Raw genomic sequence first — 22,736 nt, 5'->3', positions numbered from 1 at the left:
GCCTCAGCGCAGCAGCCCGACCGCCAGCGGAAAACTGAAGAAGGCCGCCACCGTCGTCCACAGGATGATGCGTGCGATGCGCCCGTTGTCGGCGCCGAAGCGCTCGGCCAGCATCGACACATTGCTCGCGCTCGGCAGCGCCGCGACCAGCACGATCACCACCAGCGCCGCGTGCGAGAGCGGCAGCCCCAGCGCGATGGCACCGGCGCCCAACGCCCACACCAGCAACGGGTGCAGCAGCAGCTTTACCGCCACCACCGGCAGCACGTCGGCCAACGGTGCCTTCGGCGCGGGCGTGCCGGCGGTGCCCATGGCCTCCGCAACGGCCGCGCTGGCCTGGTGCTCGCGCGCCAGCAATGCGGAACGCGCCAGCACCGCGCCGATGGTGAAGAGCGCCACCGGCGAAGCCGCGTCCGCGAGCATGGCCACGGTGCGGTCGATGGGCCCCGGCAACTGCCAGCGCGCAGCCGACAGCAGCACACCCAGCAGGATCGACCAGGGCATCGGATTGACGAGGATGCCGCGCAGCGCCTTGCGCGCCGCTTGCGATGCACCGTGCCGCCCCGCGCCCCCGGCGCCATCAAGCCGCGAGAGCGCAATGCACAGCGACGAGGTCACCACCAGGTCGAACGCGATCGTGATGATCATCGGCCCCGCCGCCTGCGCACCGAGGATCGCGACCAGCAGCGGCACGCCCATGAAGCCGGTGTTCGGAAAGGCGGCCACCAGCGCGCCGAAAGCTGCGTCGTTCCAGCCGATGCGCGCATTGCGCGTCAGCAGCACCACACCCGCCACCACGGCCAGCGCGCTCGTGCCCCAGATGAGTGCCACGCTGCCGTCGAGCAGTTGCGCGATCGGCGTGCCGGCGCCGAAGCGCAGCAGCATGCACGGCAGCGCGAAATACAGCACGAAGGTGTTGAGGCCGGGAATCGCCTCCAGCGGCAGGAGGCGGGCGCGGGCGGCGGCGTAGCCGGCCGCGATCAGCGCGAAGAAGGGGAAAGTGACAAGAAATACGGGCAGCACCGTCCGATTGTCGTTTGCCACCGCTTGGCCCGGCCTGCCTGGCCCCTTTCCTGCGTGCACCGCCTACAACGTCCGGGGGGTCCGCCCCCGTATCATTGCCCGCTTTGCGCCTGCCGTTCCCCACGGCGTTCTCCGGTTCCTCCACCCCCATGTCCCACGGTCTCAATCTCGCGCAACAAGAAGCGGTCAACTACATGCACGGTCCCTGCCTGGTGCTGGCAGGCGCGGGCTCGGGCAAGACGCGGGTGATCACGCACAAGATCGGCCGGCTGATCCAGGCCGGCCTCGAACCCAAGCGCATCGCGGCCATCACCTTCACGAACAAGGCGGCCGCGGAAATGCGCGAGCGCGCGAAGGACCTGATCGGCCGGGACGCGCGCAAGGTGGTGGTCTGCACCTTCCACGCACTGGGCGTGCGCATGATGCGCGAAGACGGCGCGGTACTGGGCCTCAAGCCCGCCTTCAGCATCCTGGACAGCGACGACGTGACCAAGATCCTGAAGGACGCCGGCGGCACCACCGACATCGCCACCGCCCGCATCTGGCAGTGGACCATCAGCAAGTGGAAGAACATGGGCCTCGATGCCCAGCAGGCCGCTGCGGCCGCGGTGGACGACAACGAGCGCATCACGGCCGAGGTCATGCGCCACTACGAGGAGCGGCTGCAGGCCTACCAGAGCGTCGACTTCGACGACCTGATCGGCATGCCGCTCAAGCTGCTGCACGACTTTCCCGAAGTGCGCGCCAAGTGGCAGGCCGCGCTCGGTCACATCCTGGTGGACGAATACCAGGACACCAACGCCACGCAGTACGAGGTGCTCAAGGCCCTGGCCGGCGACCGCGCCCGCTTCACCGCCGTGGGCGACGACGACCAGTCGATCTACGGCTGGCGCGGCGCCACGCTGGACAACCTGAAGAAGCTGCCGATCGACTACCCGACGCTCAAGGTCATCAAGCTGGAGCAGAACTACCGCTCCACCAGCGCCATCCTGCGGGCAGCCAACAACGTGATCGGCCCCAACCCCAAGCTGTTTCCGAAGACGCTGTTCTCCGAGCTCGGCGAAGGCGAGCCGGTGCGCGTGGTCGATGCCGACACCGAGCTGCACGAGGCCGAGCGCGCGGTGGCGCGCATCGTGAGCCTGCGCGCCGGCGATGCGGTCACGCAAGGCAAGCAGCACAAGGAGTTCCGCGACTTCGCCATCCTCTACCGCGCCAACCACCAGGCACGAATCCTGGAGCAGGCGCTGCGCCGCGCGCAGATTCCCTACAAGGTGTCGGGCGGCCAGAGCTTCTTCGACCGCGCCGAGATCAAGGACCTGTGCGGCTGGTTTCGTCTCTGGGTCAACAACGACGACGACCCCGCGTTCCTGCGCGCCATCACCACGCCCAAGCGCGGCATCGGCCACACCACGCTCGCGAGCCTGGGCACCTTTGCCAGCCAGTACAAGCTGAGCCTGTTCGCGGCGCTGTTCAGCCCCTCGCTGCCCAGCGTGATCCCCAAGCGCACGCTCGAGGGCGTGCACGAGTTCGGCCGCTACATCAACGACCTGGAATACCGCGCACGCCGCACCATGGGCGCGGAAGCCTCGCGCACCTTCATGCTCGACTGGCTCAAGGAGATCGACTACGAACGCCATCTCTACGACGGCGAAGAGAGCGAGGCGGCGGCCGCCACGCGCTGGAACAACGTGATGGAGTTCGTCGACTGGATGTCCCAGCGCGCCGGCGGTTCGCTGGACGACGCCTCGGGCGCCAACGACAACGACGAGACCGAGCGCAAGAGCCTGCTCGAGGTGGCGCAGACCATCTCGCTGCTCTCGACCATCAGCGAGCGCGAGCAGGACCAGAACGTGGTCACGCTCTCCACGCTGCATGCCTCCAAGGGCCTGGAGTGGCCGCACGTGGTGCTGATCGGCGTGACCGAAGGCATGCTGCCCTTCAAGCTCGACGACGACAACGGCCGCCAGAAGGTGGTGAGCGACGAGACAACCCAGCGCCTGCAGGAAGAGCGCCGCCTGATGTATGTGGGCATCACCCGCGCGCAGCGCAGCCTGGCCGTGAGCTGGACCAAAAAGCGCAAGCAGGGCCGCGACATGGTGCCCTGCCTGCCGAGCCGATTCATCGCCGAGATGGGCCTGGACAAGGCCACGACGAAGGAAGACCCGCGTGAAAAACTCAAGGCGCTGCGCGCCGAGTTTGCGCAGAAGGCACAGGACAGTGCGGCTGCGAAAGCCGCCGCTGCGGCGGCGCCATGAGAACGCTGCTCGCCGCCTTGGCCGCGCTCGCCGTCACGGGCTGCGCAGCGGTCGATCCCAACTGCCCCGCCGACGCGCGCGACCTGCCGCTGCAATCGCTCTACGGCCGCTGGGAAGCCCGCTTCGACGGCCTGCCCGCCGTGTCCGTCGTGCAACTGGGCAAGCACCCCGACTACGCCGGCGTGCGCGGCACCATCACGCGCAACGCCGATGGCGGCGCAAAGCCTTCGGTGGCGCAGCTCGCGGGCGACGTCGACGACGAAGGCGCGCTCTCCATCGACGAGTCGCTGGACGGCCGCGCCATCAGCGGCAACTGGGCCGGTACCTTGCAGCCGCGCTCCTGCGGCCGCGAATTCAGGGGAACGTGGCGCAATGCCGCGGACGAAAGCACGCACCCGTTCGTGCTGATCAAAACGGGCGGTTCGGAAGGAAAACAATGACCACTCGCACACATGCGTTCTTCGCAACGCTCATGACGTTCGCGGCCTCCCTCGGCAGCGCGGCCGCCTGCGCGCAGGCCGTCGACAAGCCCGCGAGCCCGCTGGCCGATTCGCAGCTCACCTGGCAGCAATGCGCCGCGCTCGGCAACAACAACGATGCGCGCCTGGCCTGCTTCGACCGCTGGGCGCAGCAGCAGACGCTGCCCTCGGTGTCGGTGCCCGTCGCACCGCCGGTGCTGGCCAGCACGCAGGCGCCGCCGGTGGACGGCTCGATCCCCGCCACCCGCGTGATCACCGTCGCCACCACCGAGGGCTGCCGCGACCAACAGTACTCGGCGCTTTCGCGCTTCTGGGAACTGGAGAACGCCACCGACTGCGGCACCTTCGGCTTCCGCGGCTACCGGCCCCTCTACGTCGCTGCCTCGGCCGCCACCAGGAAGCCGCAGGTGCCCACCTCGCCTTCGCCCGACCACACCGGCGAGCCCGTGGCCTACCAGGCCAACGAGATGCGCATCGGCCTGTCGGTGCGCACCAAGCTCGCGCAGGGCATGCTCACGCAGAACGACCCGATCCGGAAAGACTCGCTGTGGTTCGCCTACTCGCAGCAGTCGACGTGGCAGCTGTTCAACGGCGCGATCTCGCGGCCGTTCCGCACCACCGACCACGAACCCGAGTTGATGTATGTCTACCCGACCGACTTCCACCTGCCCGGCGGCTGGCGCTGGCGCTATGCGGGCCTGGGCATCGTGCACCAGTCGAACGGACAGACCCTGCCGCTGTCGCGCAGCTGGAACCGCGTCTACCTGATGGGCGGTGCCGAGCTCGGCGACAAGTTCCAGATCACCGGACGCATCTGGAAGCGCATCTCGGAAGATGCGGCGAAGGACGACAACCCCGACATCGCCGACTACATCGGCCGCGCCGAAATCACCGGCCGCTGGAACCTGAACCGCGACAACACGCTCGGCGTGACCGTGCGCAACAACCTGCGCGACAGCGGCCGCGGTTCGTTGAAGCTCGAGTGGCTCAAGGCCATCGGCGATCCGACCAAGAGCAACCTGCGCTTCCACACGCAGCTGTTCCATGGCTATGGCGACACGCTGGTGGACTACAACCGCAAGCGCACGGTCTTGAGCATCGGCCTGAGCCTCGTCGACTTCTGATCTTCTTCATTCACACCGGCAAACACCATGAGTGCTGACCTGTCCCCCGTCGATGCCACGCAGCGCGAGATCATCGCGGCGCTGCATGTGGCGCCTGTCTTCGATGCCGCCGCCGAACTCGCGCGGCGCACTGACTTCCTCGCCAGCTACCTGAAGCAGACGGGCCTCAAGACACTGGTGCTCGGCATCAGCGGCGGCGTCGATTCGCTGACCGCCGGCTGCCTCGCGCAGCGCGCCGTCGAGAAACTGCGCGCCGAAGGCTACGACGCCACCTTCATCGCCATGCGACTGCCCTACGGCGTGCAGAAGGACGAGGCGGAAGCCCAGCGATCGCTCACCGTGATGAAGCCCGACCGCACGATCACCGTCGACATCCGCCCCGCGGCCGACGGCATGCTCGCCGCATTGAAGGCCGGCGACCTGAAGTTCCGCGATGCGGCGCACGAGGACTTCGTGCTCGGCAACATCAAGGCGCGCCAGCGCATGGTGGCGCAGTTCGCGGTGGCCGGTGCGCACGACGGCATCGTCATCGGCACCGACCATGCGGCCGAGGCGCTGATGGGCTTCTTCACCAAGTTCGGCGACGGCGCGGCCGACATCACGCCGCTCACCGGCCTCAACAAGCGCCGCGTGCGCGCCGTGGCGGCACTGCTCGGCGCACCCGACGAACTGGTCTACAAGGTGCCGACCGCCGACCTCGAATCGCTGGTGCCGGGCAAGCCCGACGAAGACGCCTTCGGCGTGACCTACGAACAGATCGACGACTTCCTCGAAGGCAAGCCGGTGTCGGCCGCGGCGCGCGCGATCATCCTGTCGACGCACCGCAAGAGCGCGCACAAGCGCGCGCTGCCGGTCGAGCCGCCGCCCCCCGCCAACGCCGGCTGACGCCGCGGCCTCGCTCCCCCGCAACGCGCCCTTCCAGGGCGCGTTTGCTTTTGTGCGCCCGATGAAAACCTAAGGCCACAGAAATCGGAAGGAACAACGATTCCAAATAAAACGTTGGATTTTTTCAGATCAACGTTCTAACATCCGCCCCGCGCCGGAAACACGGCGCACTTCCAGCGAAGAGCTGCATGGCTTGGGCAGATGAAGGAAACAACATGACGAGACGAGTCCCCCTTTCGGTGGCCGCGCTGGCGCTGCCGCTGTGTGCCGGCACCGCGTGGGCGCAAAGCACCCTCACGCTGTACGGCACGGTCGATGCGGGCCTGCGCTACGAGACGCACGCCACCGACTACGGCGCCGACGGCGCCCCCGTGAACACCCGCTCGCGCCTGCGCATGACAAGGGAAGGCGGCATGTCCGAAAGCTTCTGGGGCGTGAAGGGCACCGAAGACCTGGGCGGCGGGCTGCAGGCGATCTTCCAGCTCGAGAGCCACTTCGACCTGCGCAACGGCGACCCGCTTCCCAGGGACGGCTCGCAGTACATGCAGATCGCCTCGGTCGGGCTGGTGTCGCAGTCGTGGGGCCAGCTCACCCTCGGGCGGCAGTACAACGTGGCGATGGAGGCGGCCTCGCTCGCCTACGGCTCCAACCTCTGGGCCGACTACTTCAACGCCTTCAAGCCCGAGCACACGCTGCTGGCCGCGAGCAAGACCAACAACATGGTCCATTGGGGCGCGCAGCTGGGCGACGTGGTGCTGCTCGCGCAGTACGCCATCGGCGAGGGCGAGGGGTCTTCCAGGCGCGGCAGCCAGTACGGCGTGGGCGTGGCCTACGCGCCGGAGAACGGTCCGGTCAAGCTGGCCGGCGCGCTCATGCGCACCAAGGACGACAACACGAACGCGAAGTTCGACATCTACACCGCGGGCGCGCAGTTCAGGCTCGGCGAATCGGCCACGCTGCAGGCCGGCTACATCGAGAACCGGCGCGACAACGACTTCACCTCGTTCGCGAACGGGCCGTTCAGCGCGGTCGACCTTGCGGGGCTGGGCATCATCTCGCCGGCGCAGACGGTGGACCCGAGCATCCCGGGCGGCTTCAGCAAGCGCCGCATGATCCTCGGCGGCATCACCTACAAGGCCACGCCCTGGCTCACGCTCGCGGCCAACGTGTGGTTCACGCGGCAGCGCGGCTACACGAGCGACTTCGACGGCTCGGCCAGCCAGTACCAGCTGGTGGCGGGCTATGCGCTGTCGAAGCGGACCATGCTCTATGCCGAGATCGACCACTCGGTGTACCGCGGCGGGCTGATCGGCGCGCAGCTCGTGGGCATCAACGCGCAGAGCCCGACGATCGCGCGCACGCAGACCGGCACCACCGTCGGCATCCGCCACACCTTCTAGCCAGACGACGACCGCATGCGAATTGCCTTTCGACTCTTTCTGTCGACGCTTCTTCTTGCGGGTCTCGCAGCCTGCAAGGAGGAAGCACCACAGCCACCTTCCACCTCGGACATCCATCGCGCCGAATCGCTGCGGCCCGCCTCCGACGACCTGCGCGCGCGCTACGAGCGCTCGTGCCTCGCATGCCACACCGCCATCGACGCCAAGGCGCCGCTGACCGGCGACATCGCGCAATGGAAGCCGCGCCTGGGCAAGGGCATGGATGTGCTCGTGAAGCACGCGATGGAAGGCTTCAATGCGATGCCGCCCAAGGGCCTCTGCGCGGATTGCAGCGAAGCCGACATGCGCGCGCTGATCGTCTTCATGAGCCAAGGGAAGGAAGAACGGAAATGAGCAACGACGACAACGCGCAAACGCCGCACGGCGAGCGCCGCCGCACGGTGCTGAAGGCCGGCGCGGGCATCGCTGTCACCGCTGCATTCGCCGGCAGCGGCATCGAGGCGCGCGCTGCGGCAGATGTCGCCGCGCCAACGGCCGCAACAACAACGCCTGCCCCCGGCTGGACGAACTGGTCCGGCATCGCCCGCTGCACGCCCAAGGCCATCGAGACGCCGGGCGACGAAGCCGAGCTCGCGGCGGCATTGCGCAAGGCCGGCGCGGCCGGCGCGCGCTGCGTCGGCGCGGGCCACTCGTTCACTGCGCTGGTGCCGACCGAGGCCACGCTGATCTCGCTGGACCGCATGTCGGGCATCGTCGCGAGCGACGCACAGGCGCAGACCGTGACGCTGCACGCCGGCACACGCCTCGCGCTGCTGTCGCGCCAGCTCGACACGCAAGGCCTGGGCCTTCGCAACCTGCCCGACATCGACGCGCAATCCTTCGCAGGCGCCATCGCCACCGCAACCCACGGCACCGGCAAGGACCTGCCCGCGCTGCATGCCGACGTGGTGGGCCTCCGGCTCATGACGCCGGGCGGCGAGGTGCTCGACTGCAGCACCGAGCGCAACCCCGAGCTGCTGGCCGCTGCGCGCGTGTCGCTCGGCAGCCTGGGCGTGATCACGCAGGCCACGGTGCGCGTGGTGCCCGCCTTCAACCTGCACCGCCGCGTGTTCCTCAAGCCCTTGGAGGCGATGCTCGACGAGGCGCCTGCGCTCGCGGAGAAGCACCGCAACTTCGAGTTCTACTACCTGCCCTTCACCGGTTATGCGGCGGGCATCACCAACGACCTCTACACCGGCACCGACACGGTCCAGTCGCCCTCGGCCGACGAAGACATGCTGCGCGACCTCAAGCGCCTGCGCGACTGGCTGGGCTGGTTCCCGTCGCTGCGCCGCTGGGTGGCCGGCAAGCTGATCGACGGCGAGCAGACCGAGGAGGCGAAGAACCGCTCATGGAAGCTGCTCTCCACGCAGCGCCCCACCAAGTTCAACGAGACCGAGTGCCACGTGCCGCGCGCCGACGGCATCGCCTGCGTGCGCGAAGTCATCGCTGCGCTGGAGCGGCGCAACGACGTGTTCTTTCCGCTGGAGTTCCGCTTCGTGAAGGCCGATGACGCGTGGCTCAGCCCGTTCCATGCGCGCGACAGCTGCTCGATCGCCGTGCATGCCGCGCAGGGCGAGCCCTACGACTACCTGCTCTCGGAAATCGGCCCGATCTACCGCAAGTACCAGGGCCGGCCGCACTGGGGCAAGCTGCACGACCTGAAGGCGCCGCAACTCGCGGCGCTCTATCCGCGCTGGAACGACTTCCTCGCACTGCGCGCCAGGCTCGACCCGGAAGGCCGCATGCTCAACCCCTACCTGCGCCAGCTTTTCGGAGTCACCGCATGAGCCGCCGGAAGATCCTCCTGGGCACGCTCGGCGTGGCCGCTGTCGGGACCGTCGGCGCCTTTGCCCTCCGCCCCGGCGACAACGGCGCGCCGCACGACGACTATTTCCGCGCGCTCAACAACGAGCTGAAGAAGAACGGCCCGATGCGCCCCTGCATGGTCATCGACCTGGACCGCATGGACCGCAACATCGACCGCGTGATGCAGAGCCTGCGCCAGGGCGGCAAGCACTACCGCATCGTCGAGAAGTCGCTGCCTTCGCATGCGCTCATCGACTATGTGGCCAAGCGCTCGGGCACGAAGCGGCTGATGTCCTTCCACCAGCCCTTCCTCAACATCGACGCGGAGATTTTTCCGGACTTCGACATCCTCATGGGCAAGCCGTTGCCGGTGCAGTCGGCAGCGCTGTTCTACAAGAAGCTCAAGGGACCGTTCGATCCGTCGCGGCAGCTGCAGTGGCTGCTCGACACGCCCGAGCGGCTGCAGCAATACCTCGCGCTCGCGCAGGGCATCGGCAGCAAGCTGCGCATCAACCTCGAGATCGACGTGGGCCTGCACCGCGGCGGCGTGGCCGACAACGCCACGCTCGGCCGGATGCTCGACCTCATCGCCGCGAACCCGCAGCAGCTCGAGTTCGCAGGCTTCATGGGCTACGACGCGCACGTGGGCTTCGGCGTGCCGAAGGCGCTGGGGTCATCCGAGGAACTGCTCGCCAAGGCGATGGCGATCTACCAGGGCTTCATCGATCACGTGCGCGGCCAGTACCCGACGCTGTGGAACGACGGCCTCACGCTCAACACCGGCGGCAGTCCCAGCTACAAGCTGCACGAGGCGGAGAAGCTGAGCACCGAGGTCAGCACCGGCACCGCGCTGCTCAAGCCCACGCACTACGACATCGAGACGCTGGCCGCGCACGAGCCGGCCGCGTTCATCGCCACGCCGGTCATCAAGGCGACCGGGCCGGTGACCATTCCGGCGCTCGACGGCAAGTCGAAGATCTTCTCGTGGTGGGACGTGAACCAGCGCCAGACCTACTACATCTACGGCGGCTACTGGCTCGCGGACTACGCCTCGCCCAAGGGCCTGCAGTTCAACGGCATCCTCGGCCACAGCGCCAACCAGGAGAACGTGAACGGCTCGCCGGCCACGGGCCTTTCGGTGGACGACCAGGTGTTCCTGCGCCCCGCCATCGCCGAAGGCGTGCTGCTGCAGTTCGGCGACCTGGTGACCCTGCGCGGTGGCAAGATCCAGGACCACTGGCCGGTGTACCAACAAACGGGCTGAAGCCCATCGACGAAGTGCCATGACCCAAGACATGAAACAGACCTTCGACGCCATGCGCGCCGCCAGCCTGCGCGCGCAGACCCCGCCATGGAGCGAGCGCGCCGGGCGCCTGGAGCGCCTGCGCGCTCTGGTGATGGACCACCGCAAGGAGATCGCCGCCGCCATCAGCGCGGACTTCTTCAACCGGCCCTATCAGGAAACCGAACTGGCCGAGGTCTTCCCCGCCGTCGAGGGCATCAACCATGCGCTGCGCCACGGCAGGAAATGGATGCGCACGCAGCGCCGTTCCACCGGCCTGTGGTTCAAGCCCGCGTCGTCGCGGATCATGCCGCAGCCCCTGGGCGTGGTCGGCATCGTGGTGCCGTGGAACTACCCGCTGAACCTGGCCGTGGGACCGATGACGGCGGCGCTCGCCGCGGGCAACCGCGTGATGGTGAAGCAGTCGGAATTCACGCCGCGCTTTGCCGAACTGTTCGCCACGCTCGTGCGGGCCAGCTTCGCGGAAGACGAGATCGCCATCGTCAACGGCGATGCCGAAGCGGCGCGCGAATTCACCAGCCTGCCCTTCGACCACCTGCTGTTCACCGGTTCGACAGCCGTCGGCCACCATGTGATGCGCGCCGCGAGCGAGAACCTCACGCCGGTGACGCTGGAGCTTGGCGGCAAGTCGCCCGCGATCATCGGGCCCGATGCCAACTTCGAAAAGGCCGTCGAACGCATCCTCGTGGGCAAGACGCTCAATGCGGGCCAGACCTGCATCGCGCCCGACTACGTGCTGGTGCCCGAGGGGCAGCAACAGCGCTTCGCGGACAGCGCCCGGCGCGTGTTCAACGCGATGTACCCGGACATCGCGCGCAACACCGACTACACCAGCATCGTGAGCCCGCGCCACTTCTCCCGCCTGCAGGAGCTCGCCGCGCTGGCGCAGATGGAAGGCGCGTCGGCCGTGCCGCTCTCGGACATGACGCCCGATGCCGCGACACGCCGCTTCCCGCCGGTGCTGCTGACCGGCATACAGGACAGCATGCGCGTGATGAAGGAAGAAATCTTCGGCCCCATCCTGCCGGTGATGACCTATGGCGCCATCGACGAAGCCATCGCCTACGTCAACGCGCACCCACGCCCGCTCGCGCTCTACCTGTTCGAGAAGAACGGCGCGACCATCGACCGGGTGATGCAGCAGACGGTGGCCGGCGGCGTGTCGATCAACGACACCCTGCTGCACATCGCGCAGGACGACCTGCCCTTCGGCGGCGTCGGTGCGAGCGGCATGGGCGCGTACCACGGGGAACACGGCTTCCGGACCTTCTCGAAGATGAAGCCGATCTTTCACCAGTCGGCCTTCAACGGCGTCGGCCTCTTCAAGCCGCCCTACAGCAAGACCTTCGAACGGATGATGAAGCTGCTGGTGCGCTGAGCGGGCGCAAGGTTCAGCTGCGGCCCTGCGACAGCAGCTTGATCGCCGCGGCCGACTTGGCGCCCGGGAAGCGCTGCACGATGCCCAGCAGAAGAATGTCGAGCAACAGGTTCAGGTGCGCCTCGGCATCGAGCCGCTCGATCCACGGGTCGTCGCCGGTGGAGACGCGCAGCGAGGTCATGCCGTGCATGCCCTCCCAGATGATCTGCGTGGCCACGGCCACCTGCTTGTCGTCGGCCGCCATGTAGCCGTCGTGCACCAGCGCCGCGGTGAGGCTGCAGACGAAGGCGTAGGGGTCGCTCTCGAGGTCGCCGAAGGTGAGCGTCGAGGTCTCGATGGGCGCTGCGGGACGACGCTCCATGAACACGAGGAAGTACTGGTCGGGGTGTTTGAGCCCGTTCTCGACATAGGCAAGGCATGCGAGCCGGATGCGTTCGATCGAACTCTTGCCGCCAACTACCGCGGCCTGCATGAGCTTGTTCAGCCGGATCAGGTCGTCGTCGACCGCGTTGGCGATCATGCTGGCCTTGTCGCCGAAGAGCGCATACACCACGGTGTTCGAGAAGCCCGATTCCTCGGCCACCTTGCGCATGGTGATCTCGCGCGCGCCGCTCTTGACGATCATCTTGCGCACGACCTTCAGGATGTCCTTGCGGCGTTGTTCCAGCTCTCGCTGCTTGCGTTCCTGAAGGTTGCTGCTTGTGGCCATGGCGTCTTGGAGAAATGGGCGTCTTTTTGCTCGGAGGAATCTTATCCCGCCGACCTTCCACAGCCGCCAGTGCCCTTGGCGCCATAGGGTTTCGGCATCGGACATTCGTCCGATGGCGCCGAAAGCCGGCTGCGCCGACAGTACGGGCTCCTCTTCACCACTCCCAACCTCTCCTCAGGACTCCCATGAAAACCGCCCAACGCTTCAAGCTCGCCGCCGCTGCCCTCGCCATCGGCCTCTCCTTCGCCACGGGTGCCATCGCCGCCGACAAGCCCAGCGTGGTCATCGTCCACGGCGCGTTCGCCGACGGCTCCGACTGGGCCAAGGTGATCCCGCTGCTGCAGGCCAAGGGCGTGAACGTGGTGGCGGTGCAGAACCCGCTGACCTCGCTCGAAGACGACGTGGCCGCCGCCAAGCGCGCCATCGATGCGCAGCCCGGCAAGGTCGTGCTGGTCGGCCACTCGTGGGGCGGCTCGGTCATCACCGAGGCCGGCGCGAACGACAAGGTCTCCTCGCTCGTGTACATCGCGGCCTTCGCGCCCGATGCGGGCCAGAACTCGGCCGAGCTCGGCAAGGACTACCCGGCCGCGCCCGGCTCCGCGCACATCAAGGCCGACGCGAGCGGCTTCCTCTCGCTCACGAAGGAAGGCATGTCGAAGCACTTCGCGCAGGACCTGCCCGCTGCCGCCACCTCGGTGATGACCGCCACGCAGGGCCCGATCCTGGGCAAATCCTTCGAGCAGAAGCTCACCGTGGCCGCATGGAAGACCAAGCCCTCGTGGTACCTGGTCGCGAGCTCGGACCACATGATCCAGCCGGCGCTGCAGCGTGACATGGCCAAGAAGATCGGCGCGACCGTCTCCTCGGTCAACAGCAGCCACGTGCCGCAGCAATCGCAGCCGGCCAAGGTGGCGCAGGTGATTCTGGACGCGGTGAGCCATACCAAGTAAGGTGCCCGGCGTGCCGGCTGCGGTCGGCACGCCTTCCTTTTTTTCTCTCCCGATTTCTTCCCGTGCAGCCTGCGCCCCACATCCCGGTCTTCGACGCCATCAAGGCCCTTGCATTCGTCGGCGATCTGAGCATGGGGCAACCCATCGACCATTCCGCACGCACCGCGTGGATCGCCTCGCAGCTCGCCGCCGCCATCGGCCGCGATGCCACGGTGCAAGGCCATGCGGCCTGCGCGTCGCTCCTGCGATGGTCGGGCTGCACCGCGAATGCACCTGAGTTCTCCGACCTGATGGGCGATGACGTCGGCGGACGCCGTGCGATGCTCTCGACCGCATCGGCCGTCGCCGCGGCCGAGTTCGCAGGCTCGGTCGGGCCGATGGCGGAGATCCATTGCGAAGTGTCGGGCGACATCGCGCGCACGCTCGGCATGCCGCCCGAAGTGGAGCGCACGCTGCGCCACATGTTCGAGACCTTCGACGGGCGCGGCAAGCCGCACGGACTGCGCGCCTCGCAGATTCCTGAAGAAGTGTTCATCGTCTCGGTCGCGGGCGATCTCGAAATCTTCTCGCGCGTGCATGGCCTGAGCAATGCGCTGCGCTACATCGCCGAGCGGTCCGATGCGCGCTATCCGGCCTTCGTGGTCGATGCGGTGCAACAACACGCCGTCGACTGGCTGCACGCGCTGGAGCAAGGCGCGGCGGCCGACATGCAATCGCCTTCCGACGCATTGCGCGAGACGACCGCATCGCTCGAACTGATCGCCGACGTGATCGACCTCAAGCTGCCGTGGATGACGGGCTTCTCGCGCCGCGTGGCCGATGCCGCGTTCGCTTGTGCCGCGGGCGTGGGGCTGGGTGACGTCGAACAGGGGCAGGTGCGGCGCGCCGCGCTCATCCACGGCATCGGCCGCGCGTCGGTGCCGAATGCGGTGTGGGATTCGCCGGGCGTGCGCAGCGAGGCCGACAAGGAACGCCTGCGCCTCGTGCCCTATTGGACCGACCGCGCAGCGCGGCGCATCGGCACGCTTCGCACCGAAGCGGAGATCGCTTCCTTCGTGGACGAGCGCCTCGACGGCTCGGGTTTCTTCCGCGGCATCAAGGGACCGGCCATCGACGTTGCGGGACGCGTGCTGGCCGTCGCCGCGCACTGGGTGCTGTTGCGCACGAGCCGGCCGGGGCAGGCTGCGCTCGACGAAGCCGATGCGATCGCGGCGCTGAAGCGCGAAGCGGAACTCGGGCGGCTCGATGCGGCGGCCGTTGCCGTGCTCACGGGACATCCGCAGGCAGCAGCCGTTACCGCACCATCGAGCGACGCAGCGGCCCTTCTCTCCAGCCGCGAGATCGAGGTGCTCGGGCGCATCAGTCTCGGCGACAGCAACAAGGAAGCGGCGCGGGTGCTGGGCATCAGCCCGAGCACTGTGCGGGCGCACCTGGAAAACATCTTTCGCAAGCTTGAATGCACGACGCGTGCTGCGGCCACCTTGAAGGCGTTGACGCTCGGGTTGCTCTGAGCAGGTGTTGCTGTTCAGGGCGGGTGCACAGGCCACCGGGTACTCCCCTCCGCGAATGTCCCCCGGGCTTCGCCCTCCTCCTTGATTTCGCTGCGGGGAGCACCCGATGCCCTGCGCACTTGGGCACGCTCTGGGTGAACCGCCGATCAACAACCGCTCTGAAGCGCTCACGCTGATGGTGGGCTCTGTTTCGCGAAATCAAGGAGGAGGCCGCAGGCCGGGGGACATTCGCGAAACAGAGCCCACCGTCGGCGTGAGTGCTGCCCTGAATGGTTTCAGCCGAACGTGAACGCGTAAGCCTGCGCCCCACCGTCAAGAAACTCGATCTCGAACAACCGGTCCTTCCCGCTCTTCGCCTGACGAACGAGCTGGTAGAGCTTCTGCGCCTCGATGGTCCCGTAGCCTTGCTCGTCCGTATCCGCGCCGTGGTCGGCGAGTGGCGCTTTGCCGTCCACCAGAACCCGGAAGCGCACCGGCTTGCCATCGCCCGCCGGGCCGAGCACGAGGTGCAGGTCGCGCGCCTGGAAGCGGTAGGCGATGCGGCCGCTCGCCCGGTTCGACACGGCGCGCTCGGGCTCCACGGTCCAGTCGCCGGCGAGCGCCCACTGGTTCGTGCGCAGCATCGCGGGGCTTTGGTAGACATGCGCGCGGCCGCTCACGAGACCGCCGGGCGATGCGAAGCCCTCTGCACGCTCTGCGCCCACATAGGTTTCGCCCGACATCGCAAGCTCTGCGCCCGGCGCGGCCTGCGTGCCCTCGCCCTTCGGCGCGACCACGCCCGCCGGCAGGTTGTGCTGCCCGGCTTCGGCAAGCAGTTGCTGGATGATCTGCTCGGCCTTGTCGTAGCGGTTCTCGCCGAACTGGTGATGGCGGATGCGCCCCTGTGCGTCGATGAAATAGAACGCGGGCCAGGCCTGGTTGTCGAAGCCGCGCCAGATCTTGAAGTCGTTGTCGAGTGCCACCGGGAAGCCGATGCCCAGGTCCTTCGTCGCCTTGTGCACGTTGGCCGAACGCTTCTCGAACGCGAACTCCGGCGAGTGCACGCCGAGAACGACGAGCCCCGCGTCCTTGTACTTCTCGGCCCAGGCGCGCACGTAGGGCAGCGTGCGCAGGCAGTTGATGCACGAGTAGGTCCAGAAGTCGACCAGCACGACTTTGCCGCGCAGCGCCTCGGGGGTGAGCGGCGGCGAGTTGATCCATTCGGTCGCGCCGGTGAGCGAGGGGAACTGGCCCTCGATGCCGAGCTTGCGCACGGGTGCGGGCTCCGGAAGCACGGCGGCCGTCTTGACGAAGCCGGTGTCTTGTTGCTGCGGGGTCGATTCGACCAGCGGCCTGGATGGCGGTTGCGGTTTCGGCATGTCGATCTTCTCCACGAGTGCTTTTTCGAGTGCCGAGGTGGTGCCCACCGAGAGCTGGCTGAGCACGCCCGTATCGAGCCCCAGCGCAATCGCACCGACGCCCACCAGCACGGCCACACCGGCCACGCGGCGAACCCATTCGCCCGTGTGCAGCGAGCGCTTCATGACCGCGAACAGGCGCCCGCCGAACAGCAACGCGGCCGCCAGTGACGTGCAAGCACCAGCCGCATACGCCAGCAGCAATACCGTGGTGCCGACGCTCGCGCCGTTGAGCGCTGCACCCGTCAGGATGAGCCCGAGGATCGGCCCTGCACATGGCGCCCACAAGAGGCCCGTGCCGACACCCAGCAGCAGCGGCGAGAACACCGAGGCCTTGGCTTGACCGTCGGGCTGCGATTCGGACAAACGGATACCGAGCGCCACCAGCGGCCGGCTCATGCGGTCGGCCAGGCTCGGGAACAGCAGCGTCACGCCGAACAGCGCGAGCATCGCGATGGCCGCATAGCGCCCGTACTCGTTGACCGTGACCACCCAGCCGCCACCGACCGCCGCCAGCGTGGCGATGGCGGCGAAGGCCACCGCCATGCCCAGCAGCATCGGCAGGCCGTGCGAGCGGAACGGGCGGTCGGCCCGTGCGAACACGAAGGGCAGCACCGGCAGGATGCAAGGGCTCAGGATGGTGAGCACCCCGCCCAGGTAGGCAATGAGAAGGAGCAGCATGGTTCGGGTCTCGTCTGTGATGGTCGAAGTGCACCGTCGGGGCGTGCGGGGTCTTCACGGTCTCGACGTACGAGCCGCGGGTTGCGGGGAAGCAGGTGGGCGGAAACGGCCGCGGCGTGCGCGGCACGCATCCTCTAGGTGATTCGCGTGGGCATGGTCAGGCGTGCCTCCAGTCCGCCTTCGGGGCGGTTCTGCAGCTTCAGCTCGGCGCCCATCGCCATCGCCAGCTGGTGCGCGATGGCCAGGCCAAGGCCCGTGCCGCCGGTGCTGCGGTTGCGTGAGCTTTCGACGCGGTAGAAGGGCTTGAGCACCGCGTCCAGTTCGTCGGGCGGAATGCCGGGGCCGTTGTCGACGACGGCGATGGAGAGCTGGCCGTCGCCGGCATTCACCCTCACGCGCACGTCGCTGCCGAAGATGAGCGCGTTGTCGATCAGGTTCATGACGATGCGGCGCATCGCGTTCGGCCGGCCCACGATCGGCGCGCCCGCCTTGCCTTCGAGGTGCACCGTCTTGCCGGCGTCCTCGTAGTCGGCCTGCATGCTCTCGAGCAGCGCGTCGGCGTCCATGCGCAGCGGGGGCTCGGTGGCGCCGTGCAGGGTGCGCGCATAGGTCACGCCTTCGCGCACCAGCGAATTCATCGCGTCCAGGTCCTGGCGGAACTTGGTGCGGTCGTGTTCGTCGTCCATCATCTCGGTGCGCAGCCGCATCCGCGTGATGGGCGTCTGCAGGTCGTGCGAGATGGCCGCGAGGATTTCCACGCGCTCGGACATGTAGCCGCCGATGCGCTGCTGCATCGCATTGAAGGCGCGCGCGGCATGCGCCACCTCGGTGGGGCCTTCTTCCGCGAGCTTCTGCGCCTTGAGGTCGGGGCCCAGGTCGTCGGCGGCGGCGGCCAGGTCGGCCAGCGGCCGCGTGACCAGCCGCACCGCGAACCAGGCGCAGACGGCCAGCACCAGCAACTGGATCGCCAGCAGCCACATCACCCAGCGCGACACCGGCATGCCCACCCGCATGGCATGGACCACCACGGAAGACCCGTCGTTCAGCCGCACCTGGATCTGCAGGCCCTCGGGCGGCCGGGGCACCTCGCCGACCTTGACGATCTCGAACGGACGCATCGCATCGACGATGGCCGTGGCGAACTGCTGCGACAGCAGCGACTGGGGCGTCACGCCCTCGGCCATGCCGCCCAGCACGAAGCGGTAGTTGCGCCGCTCCAGCTTCTCGAGCCAGGCGGGGCGTTCGGCGGCGGGCAGGCGGTCGAGGATGGCGACCGAGCTGGCGATGTCGCGCTCGATGCCGATCATCATCAGCTCGCGCATCGCCATGTCGCGCTCGTAGCGGATCGCGGCGAAGGTCAGCAATTGGGCGATCGCCAGCCCCACCACGATGATCAGCGTCACGCGGGAGAACAGCGATCGCGGCAGCAGGCGGCGCAGGCTGCCGGCGGTGCTGGCAGGTGGATTCACGACGACGGGGCTGGCGGGTGTGGACATGGCCTCGTTTATAGACCCCGGCCTGGCCGGAAAGCCCATCGCATGTATCGCAGTGTGTTCAGCAGCAAGAAGCGACATGGAACATTACCCGTTCGGCCCTGTCGTTCGCCCGGTCAGACCACGTTGATGGTGACGTCGATGTTGCCGCGCGTGGCCTTGGAGTATGGGCACGTCTGGTGCGCCGCATCCACCAGCGACTGGACCACGTCGCGCTCGATGCCGGGCACGCTGACGTTCAGGCGGGCCTTGAGGAAGTAGGCGCCGTCGGTGTTGGCCAGGTCCACTTCGGTGTCCACGGCCAGGTCGGCGGGCAGCTTGACCTTGAGCTTGCCGGCCGCCAGGCCCATCGCGCCGATGAAGCAGGCGGACCAGCCGGCGGCGAAGAGCTGCTCGGGGTTGGTGCCGGTGCCCGGGCCGCCGGGGGACGACAGCTTGACGTCCAGGCGGCCGTCGCTGCTGGTCGAGGCGCCGTCGCGGCCGCCGGTGGTGTGGGTCTTGCCGGTGTAGAGGATCTTTTCGGTGGCGGTCATGGTGTTTCCTTGGAAGGGTTGGTTGGGAACGGACCGGATTGTTGGGCCGCCCCCGCCCTCCCGGCGCACCTTGCGTATGCCTTTGTATCTGCCCGAGAAACTCACACAGTACGTTTCACTGCCGGGCGGATTTCAGTCGGCGTCGCGCGGGCGCGTGCGCATTTCCTTGGCCAGGTGCTTCCACGGCAGCTGCGACGGATCGGCGATGAAAGGCCCGGGCGAGCGCACCACGAGGATCTCTTCTGCAATGGCCGCGAAGTCGGCGCGAAAGTGCACCGAGCTCTTGTTCACGAGTATCTTCATCCGCTCGGGCGCGATGCCGACGGTGCGGTACATGTTCCGGTCGAGCAGTTGCGCCTTGGCCGAGCTCACCGCGATGCGCACACCGCCGATGCGAAGGCACGCCATCGGCCCGAGGTCGGACGCCTTGCCGTTCATCATCGGGCCGCCATAGACGAACTTGCCGTCGGACAGCGCTTCGACCTGGAACGAGCCGCGCAGCGGCGCATCGCCCTCGACCTGCGGACAGCCGCCGAGGCCGATGTCGATCCACGCGCCCACGCCCGCCGCGTGAGCCGCGGCAGCGGCGGCCGGGTCGCAGATGAGGCCGAGCGCCGCGTCCTGCGCGCCGTGCCTGAGCAGCGCGCGCAGCAGGCCCGTGGTGTTGGAGTCGCCGCCGACGCCGGGGTTGTCCTGCGTGTCCGCGAGGATCACCGGGCGCGTGGCCGTCTCTGCGACCTGCATCGCGCGCAGCACCGCCGCATCGGGTTCCTCGAATTGCACAGACCATTGGTGCTCGGGATGACAGATGCGGGAGAACAGCGCATCGATGGCGCGCTCGAGACGCGCCGCATCGAAGCCGTAGCCCCAGACCACCGGGCCGCACTCCGCGAAGTCGGAGGCCGGAAATCCCGGTGCGAACGAGAGCGAGAGCACGCCGTCCTTCTCCAGCTCTTCGAGCAGGTCGTACATGCCGCGCGCCGGCTGCATCATGGTGGACATGCTGTTCACCGGAATGAGGAACGGCACGCGCCGTGCCACACGGTGCGCCGGCCTGTCGCTGCCAGTGAGCGCAAGCAGCAACTCCCCCGCCCGCCGGCCGGTGTCGGCCATGTCGATGTGCGGATACGTTCGATAAGCCACCAGTCCGTCCGCGAGCGAGAGCATCTGCGTGGTGACGTTGGCATGCGAATCGAGCGACACCACGATCTTCATCTGCGGCCCCACCACCGCGCGGATGCGCGCGAGCAGTTCGCCTTCACCGTCATCGAGGTGCTGCGCGACCATCGCGCCATGCAGGTCGAGGTAGATCGCATCGAACGACGCCGTCTTCACCGCCTCGACGATCTCGCCTGCAATGCGCTCGTAGGCATCGGTGGTCACATGCGCCGAAGCGCCCGCGCCAGCCCAGATGATGGGCATGACGGTATGCCCCTGCGCACGCACGAAGTTGATAAAGCCACTCGCGGGCAGGTTGACGTTGAGCAGGCCGAAGAGGTCTTCCCCGCGCACGAGCCCCGGAAAATCTTCGCCGCGCACGAAGCTGTCGTACGAGGCCACGGTGGGCGCGAAGGTGTTGGTCTCATGCTGGAAACCGGCGACGAGGATGTTCATCATCATTGGGCAGTCAGTTGAATGGAACGGGCCATCTTCTTGAACTTCTCCGTCTCCTCGGCGTAGAACTTCGCGGAGGCGGCGAGCGGTTGCGGCTTCATCGGCACCGTGCCCGAGAGCGCGAGCGCCTTGACCATCTCGGGTGACTGGATCGCTTGCTGCGAGGCCTCCAGCAGCACGCGCAGCCGGTCTTCCGGAATGCCGGCCTTGGCCATCACGGCCAGCCAGATGGAATGCACGAACTCGCTTTTCCTGGCGATGCCGCTCTCGGAGATGGCGGGCACATCGGGCAGCGTGCGCATGCGCTGGGTGTCGAGCACGTCGATGGCCTTGATCTTGTGGCTCTCGAGCAGCTGGATCGACGCGCCCAGGTTCGGCAGGATCGTGATGTCGATCTGCTGGCCGACCAGGTCCTGCATCATCGGCGTGGCGCCCTTGTAGGGCACGTGCAGCAGCTTGGCGCCTGTCGTCTGCGCGAGGTATTCGGAGACGATGTGATACATCGAGCCGTGCCCCGGGCTGCCGAAGGTGAGGCTCTGGCTGCCGGGCTTCTTCGCGGCGGCGATGAGCTGTTCGAGCGACGCGTACGGCAGGTCGTTGCGGGCCATCACCACCAGCGGATGCGTGGAGATCGGCGCGATCAGCGCGAGCTCTTCGGGCTTGTATTTCGCCGATGCGTTGGACAGCGGCGCGAGGATCGCCTCGTTGGGCGAACCCATGATGAGCGTGTAGCCGTCGGCCGGCTTGCTCAGAAGACGTTGCACGGCGAGTGCGCCGCCCGCACCCGGCAGGTTCTCGATGATGAGCGGCTGGCCGAGCAGCTTCGCCATCGACGGCTGCATGGCGCGCGCAAGCACGTCAGCGGGGCCGCCGGGCGGAAAGGCGACCAGCATGGTCACCGGCTTGGACGGAAAAGTCTCCGCGGCGAATGCCGGGCCGGCGGTCGTCGCGTTGACGAGAAGCGCGGCCGCAAGGGCGGCGATGCCTGCGAACGCGCGGGCGATGGGGGTCTTCGGAATGTCTCTCATGGGGTCCTCTTCTTTCCAGACTGCGAACTGTGTGGAGCGGCGGTGGACGCGGGGAATCGCGTGGAACAAATTGTTCGGCGTAGCATCTGTTCGAGCAACAGCAACTTTTTGACCACTTCGTTGCCCATCCGGCAACGCTTGCGAGGAGCGAACGCCATGCGCGACATCAACCAGAAGCGGCTGAAGTACTTCCACGAAGTGCTGGTTCACGGCTCGATCCGCGGCGCGGCCGATGCGCTGAACACCGCGCCTTCGGTCATCACGCGGCAGGTCGCATTGCTGGAAGAAGAATTGGGCCTGCTGCTCTTCGAGCGGCAGGCGCGCGGCGTCGCACCGACCGATGCCGCCTTCCACCTGCTCGAGTACTGGCGCGGCTGCCAGGCGCACCAGGAACAACTCACCGAGCGGCTGCGCGCGATCGAGTCGATGGATGCGGGCACGGTGCGCATCGTGGCGAGCGAAGGCTTTGTCGACGGGCTGCTGGAGCAAGTGGTCGCGCCGTTCTGCGCGGCGCACCCGAAGCTCTCGGTGGTGCTCGATGCGCTGCCCGCCAGTGAGTTGATCGCCGAGGTGGTGAGCGATGCGGCGCACATCGGTCTTGCCTACAACCCGCAGTCCGACGCGCAATTGCAGTTCGTCGCGAGCGCCGCCGCGCCCGCGAAGCTGCTGGTGCGCGCGGGGCATCCACTCACGAAGATCGCGGGTCCGCTGCAGATACGGCAGATCGCCGACTACCCACTGGGCCTGATGCCGCCGGGCTACGGCGTCGGGCGGCTCGTGGAACTGCTCGAGTACGCGGAACATGTGAAGCTGCACCCGAGCCTGCGCAGCAACTCGGTGGTTGGACTCAAGCGCTTTGTGCGCTGCACCGATGGCGTGACCTTCATCGGCGCAGGGCTCGCGGCGGCGCCGGAGATCGAGGCGGGGCACCTCGTTGCGCTCGACCTGGCGCATCCGCTGTGCAAGTCGGCACAGGTTCGGCTGATGGTGCGCCAGGGACGGCCGTTGCCGGTGGCTGCCGAGCGGCTGCTCGCGGAGATACGGCAGAACTTTTCGGTGTTCGGCGGCGCGCGTACGCCGAAGAAGAAAGTACGCCGCCGTTGAAACGTAGTGTGTGGATTTCTC

The 22,736-nt window shown here is 67.7% G+C and carries 19 protein-coding genes; 12 read left to right on the top strand and 7 right to left on the bottom strand.

The window, feature by feature from the left end; all coding sequences use genetic code 11:
- Positions 1-3: 3 nt before the first annotated feature.
- Complete coding sequence (locus GNX71_RS03650; protein WP_206177062.1) at positions 4-1,023, bottom strand: AEC family transporter; 1,020 nt, start codon at positions 1,021-1,023, stop codon at positions 4-6.
- Between the two features lie 149 nt (positions 1,024-1,172).
- On the opposite strand from GNX71_RS03650, the gene GNX71_RS03645 reads away from it, so the two are divergent.
- The 9 genes from GNX71_RS03645 (at position 1,173) to GNX71_RS03605 (ending at position 11,695) form a co-directional block, all read left to right on the top strand.
- Entirely contained in the window at positions 1,173-3,278 is a 2,106-nt protein-coding gene (locus GNX71_RS03645) for a UvrD-helicase domain-containing protein (protein WP_206177061.1), read from the top strand.
- Positions 3,275-3,718: a hypothetical protein gene (locus GNX71_RS03640; protein WP_206177060.1), complete on the top strand. Its 444-nt coding sequence runs from the start codon at positions 3,275-3,277 to the stop codon at positions 3,716-3,718. Before GNX71_RS03645 ends, GNX71_RS03640 begins: the two co-directional genes overlap by 4 nt.
- The gene (locus GNX71_RS03635; RefSeq protein WP_206177059.1) at positions 3,715-4,881 is read left to right on the top strand and encodes a phospholipase A; all 1,167 of its coding nucleotides are present in this window, start codon (positions 3,715-3,717) and stop codon (positions 4,879-4,881) included. The genes GNX71_RS03640 and GNX71_RS03635 overlap by 4 nt, the downstream gene beginning before the upstream one ends.
- A gap of 27 nt (positions 4,882-4,908) precedes the next feature.
- Positions 4,909-5,766, top strand: a complete 858-nt coding sequence (nadE, locus tag GNX71_RS03630) for an ammonia-dependent NAD(+) synthetase (RefSeq protein ID WP_206177058.1) — start codon at positions 4,909-4,911, stop codon at positions 5,764-5,766.
- Positions 5,767-5,981: 215 nt separating this feature from the next.
- Entirely contained in the window at positions 5,982-7,166 is a 1,185-nt protein-coding gene (locus GNX71_RS03625) for a porin (protein WP_206177057.1), read from the top strand.
- Positions 7,167-7,181: 15 nt separating this feature from the next.
- On the top strand, positions 7,182-7,559 hold the full coding sequence (locus tag GNX71_RS03620) for a c-type cytochrome (RefSeq protein ID WP_206177056.1): 378 nt from the start codon (positions 7,182-7,184) through the stop codon (positions 7,557-7,559).
- Positions 7,556-8,995 carry a D-arabinono-1,4-lactone oxidase gene (locus tag GNX71_RS03615; protein ID WP_206177055.1) on the top strand — a complete coding sequence of 480 codons (1,440 nt, stop codon included), beginning with the start codon at positions 7,556-7,558 and terminating at the stop codon, positions 8,993-8,995. The genes GNX71_RS03620 and GNX71_RS03615 overlap by 4 nt, the downstream gene beginning before the upstream one ends.
- A complete protein-coding gene (locus GNX71_RS03610; RefSeq protein ID WP_206177054.1) occupies positions 8,992-10,278 on the top strand; it encodes a DSD1 family PLP-dependent enzyme in 1,287 nt (428 codons plus the stop codon). Before GNX71_RS03615 ends, GNX71_RS03610 begins: the two co-directional genes overlap by 4 nt.
- On the top strand, positions 10,232-11,695 hold the full coding sequence (locus GNX71_RS03605; RefSeq protein ID WP_277401884.1) for a coniferyl aldehyde dehydrogenase: 1,464 nt from the start codon (positions 10,232-10,234) through the stop codon (positions 11,693-11,695). Before GNX71_RS03610 ends, GNX71_RS03605 begins: the two co-directional genes overlap by 47 nt.
- Before the next feature lie 13 nt (positions 11,696-11,708).
- Here the strand turns inward: GNX71_RS03605 and GNX71_RS03600 are convergent, their stop codons facing one another.
- Positions 11,709-12,404, bottom strand: coding sequence for a TetR/AcrR family transcriptional regulator (locus GNX71_RS03600; RefSeq protein ID WP_206177052.1), 696 nt, complete (start codon positions 12,402-12,404; stop codon positions 11,709-11,711).
- Positions 12,405-12,589: 185 nt separating this feature from the next.
- Between GNX71_RS03600 and GNX71_RS03595 the strand changes: the two genes are divergently transcribed.
- Positions 12,590-13,354, top strand: coding sequence for an alpha/beta hydrolase (locus GNX71_RS03595; RefSeq protein ID WP_206177051.1), 765 nt, complete (start codon positions 12,590-12,592; stop codon positions 13,352-13,354).
- A gap of 62 nt (positions 13,355-13,416) precedes the next feature.
- Complete coding sequence (locus GNX71_RS03590) at positions 13,417-14,865, top strand: HD domain-containing phosphohydrolase (RefSeq protein ID WP_206177050.1); 1,449 nt, start codon at positions 13,417-13,419, stop codon at positions 14,863-14,865.
- A 275-nt stretch (positions 14,866-15,140) separates the two neighbouring features.
- On the opposite strand, the gene GNX71_RS03585 is transcribed toward GNX71_RS03590, so the two are convergent.
- The 5 genes from GNX71_RS03585 to GNX71_RS03565 all read right to left on the bottom strand — a co-directional run bounded on the left by GNX71_RS03585 (position 15,141) and on the right by GNX71_RS03565 (position 21,611).
- Positions 15,141-16,943 carry a cytochrome c biogenesis protein DipZ gene (locus tag GNX71_RS03585; protein WP_206177049.1) on the bottom strand — a complete coding sequence of 601 codons (1,803 nt, stop codon included), beginning with the start codon at positions 16,941-16,943 and terminating at the stop codon, positions 15,141-15,143.
- A 134-nt stretch (positions 16,944-17,077) separates the two neighbouring features.
- Positions 17,078-18,439: an ATP-binding protein gene (locus tag GNX71_RS03580; protein WP_206177048.1), complete on the bottom strand. Its 1,362-nt coding sequence runs from the start codon at positions 18,437-18,439 to the stop codon at positions 17,078-17,080.
- A 113-nt stretch (positions 18,440-18,552) separates the two neighbouring features.
- Positions 18,553-18,969: an organic hydroperoxide resistance protein gene (locus GNX71_RS03575; protein WP_206177047.1), complete on the bottom strand. Its 417-nt coding sequence runs from the start codon at positions 18,967-18,969 to the stop codon at positions 18,553-18,555.
- A 132-nt stretch (positions 18,970-19,101) separates the two neighbouring features.
- The gene (locus tag GNX71_RS03570) at positions 19,102-20,583 is read right to left on the bottom strand and encodes a M81 family metallopeptidase (RefSeq protein WP_206179332.1); all 1,482 of its coding nucleotides are present in this window, start codon (positions 20,581-20,583) and stop codon (positions 19,102-19,104) included.
- A gap of 2 nt (positions 20,584-20,585) precedes the next feature.
- Positions 20,586-21,611: a tripartite tricarboxylate transporter substrate binding protein gene (locus tag GNX71_RS03565; protein WP_206177046.1), complete on the bottom strand. Its 1,026-nt coding sequence runs from the start codon at positions 21,609-21,611 to the stop codon at positions 20,586-20,588.
- 156 nt (positions 21,612-21,767) lie between these two features.
- Here GNX71_RS03565 and GNX71_RS03560 point away from each other — a divergent pair, with 156 nt between their 5' ends.
- Positions 21,768-22,715: a LysR substrate-binding domain-containing protein gene (locus GNX71_RS03560; protein ID WP_206177045.1), complete on the top strand. Its 948-nt coding sequence runs from the start codon at positions 21,768-21,770 to the stop codon at positions 22,713-22,715.
- Positions 22,716-22,736 lie beyond the last annotated feature (21 nt).

The organism is Variovorax sp. RKNM96, assembly GCF_017161115.1.
In the GTDB taxonomy this organism is placed as follows: domain Bacteria; phylum Pseudomonadota; class Gammaproteobacteria; order Burkholderiales; family Burkholderiaceae_C; genus Variovorax.
Note: the sequence above shows the minus strand (reverse complement) of the source record. Positions and strands in the feature narration are given on the sequence as shown.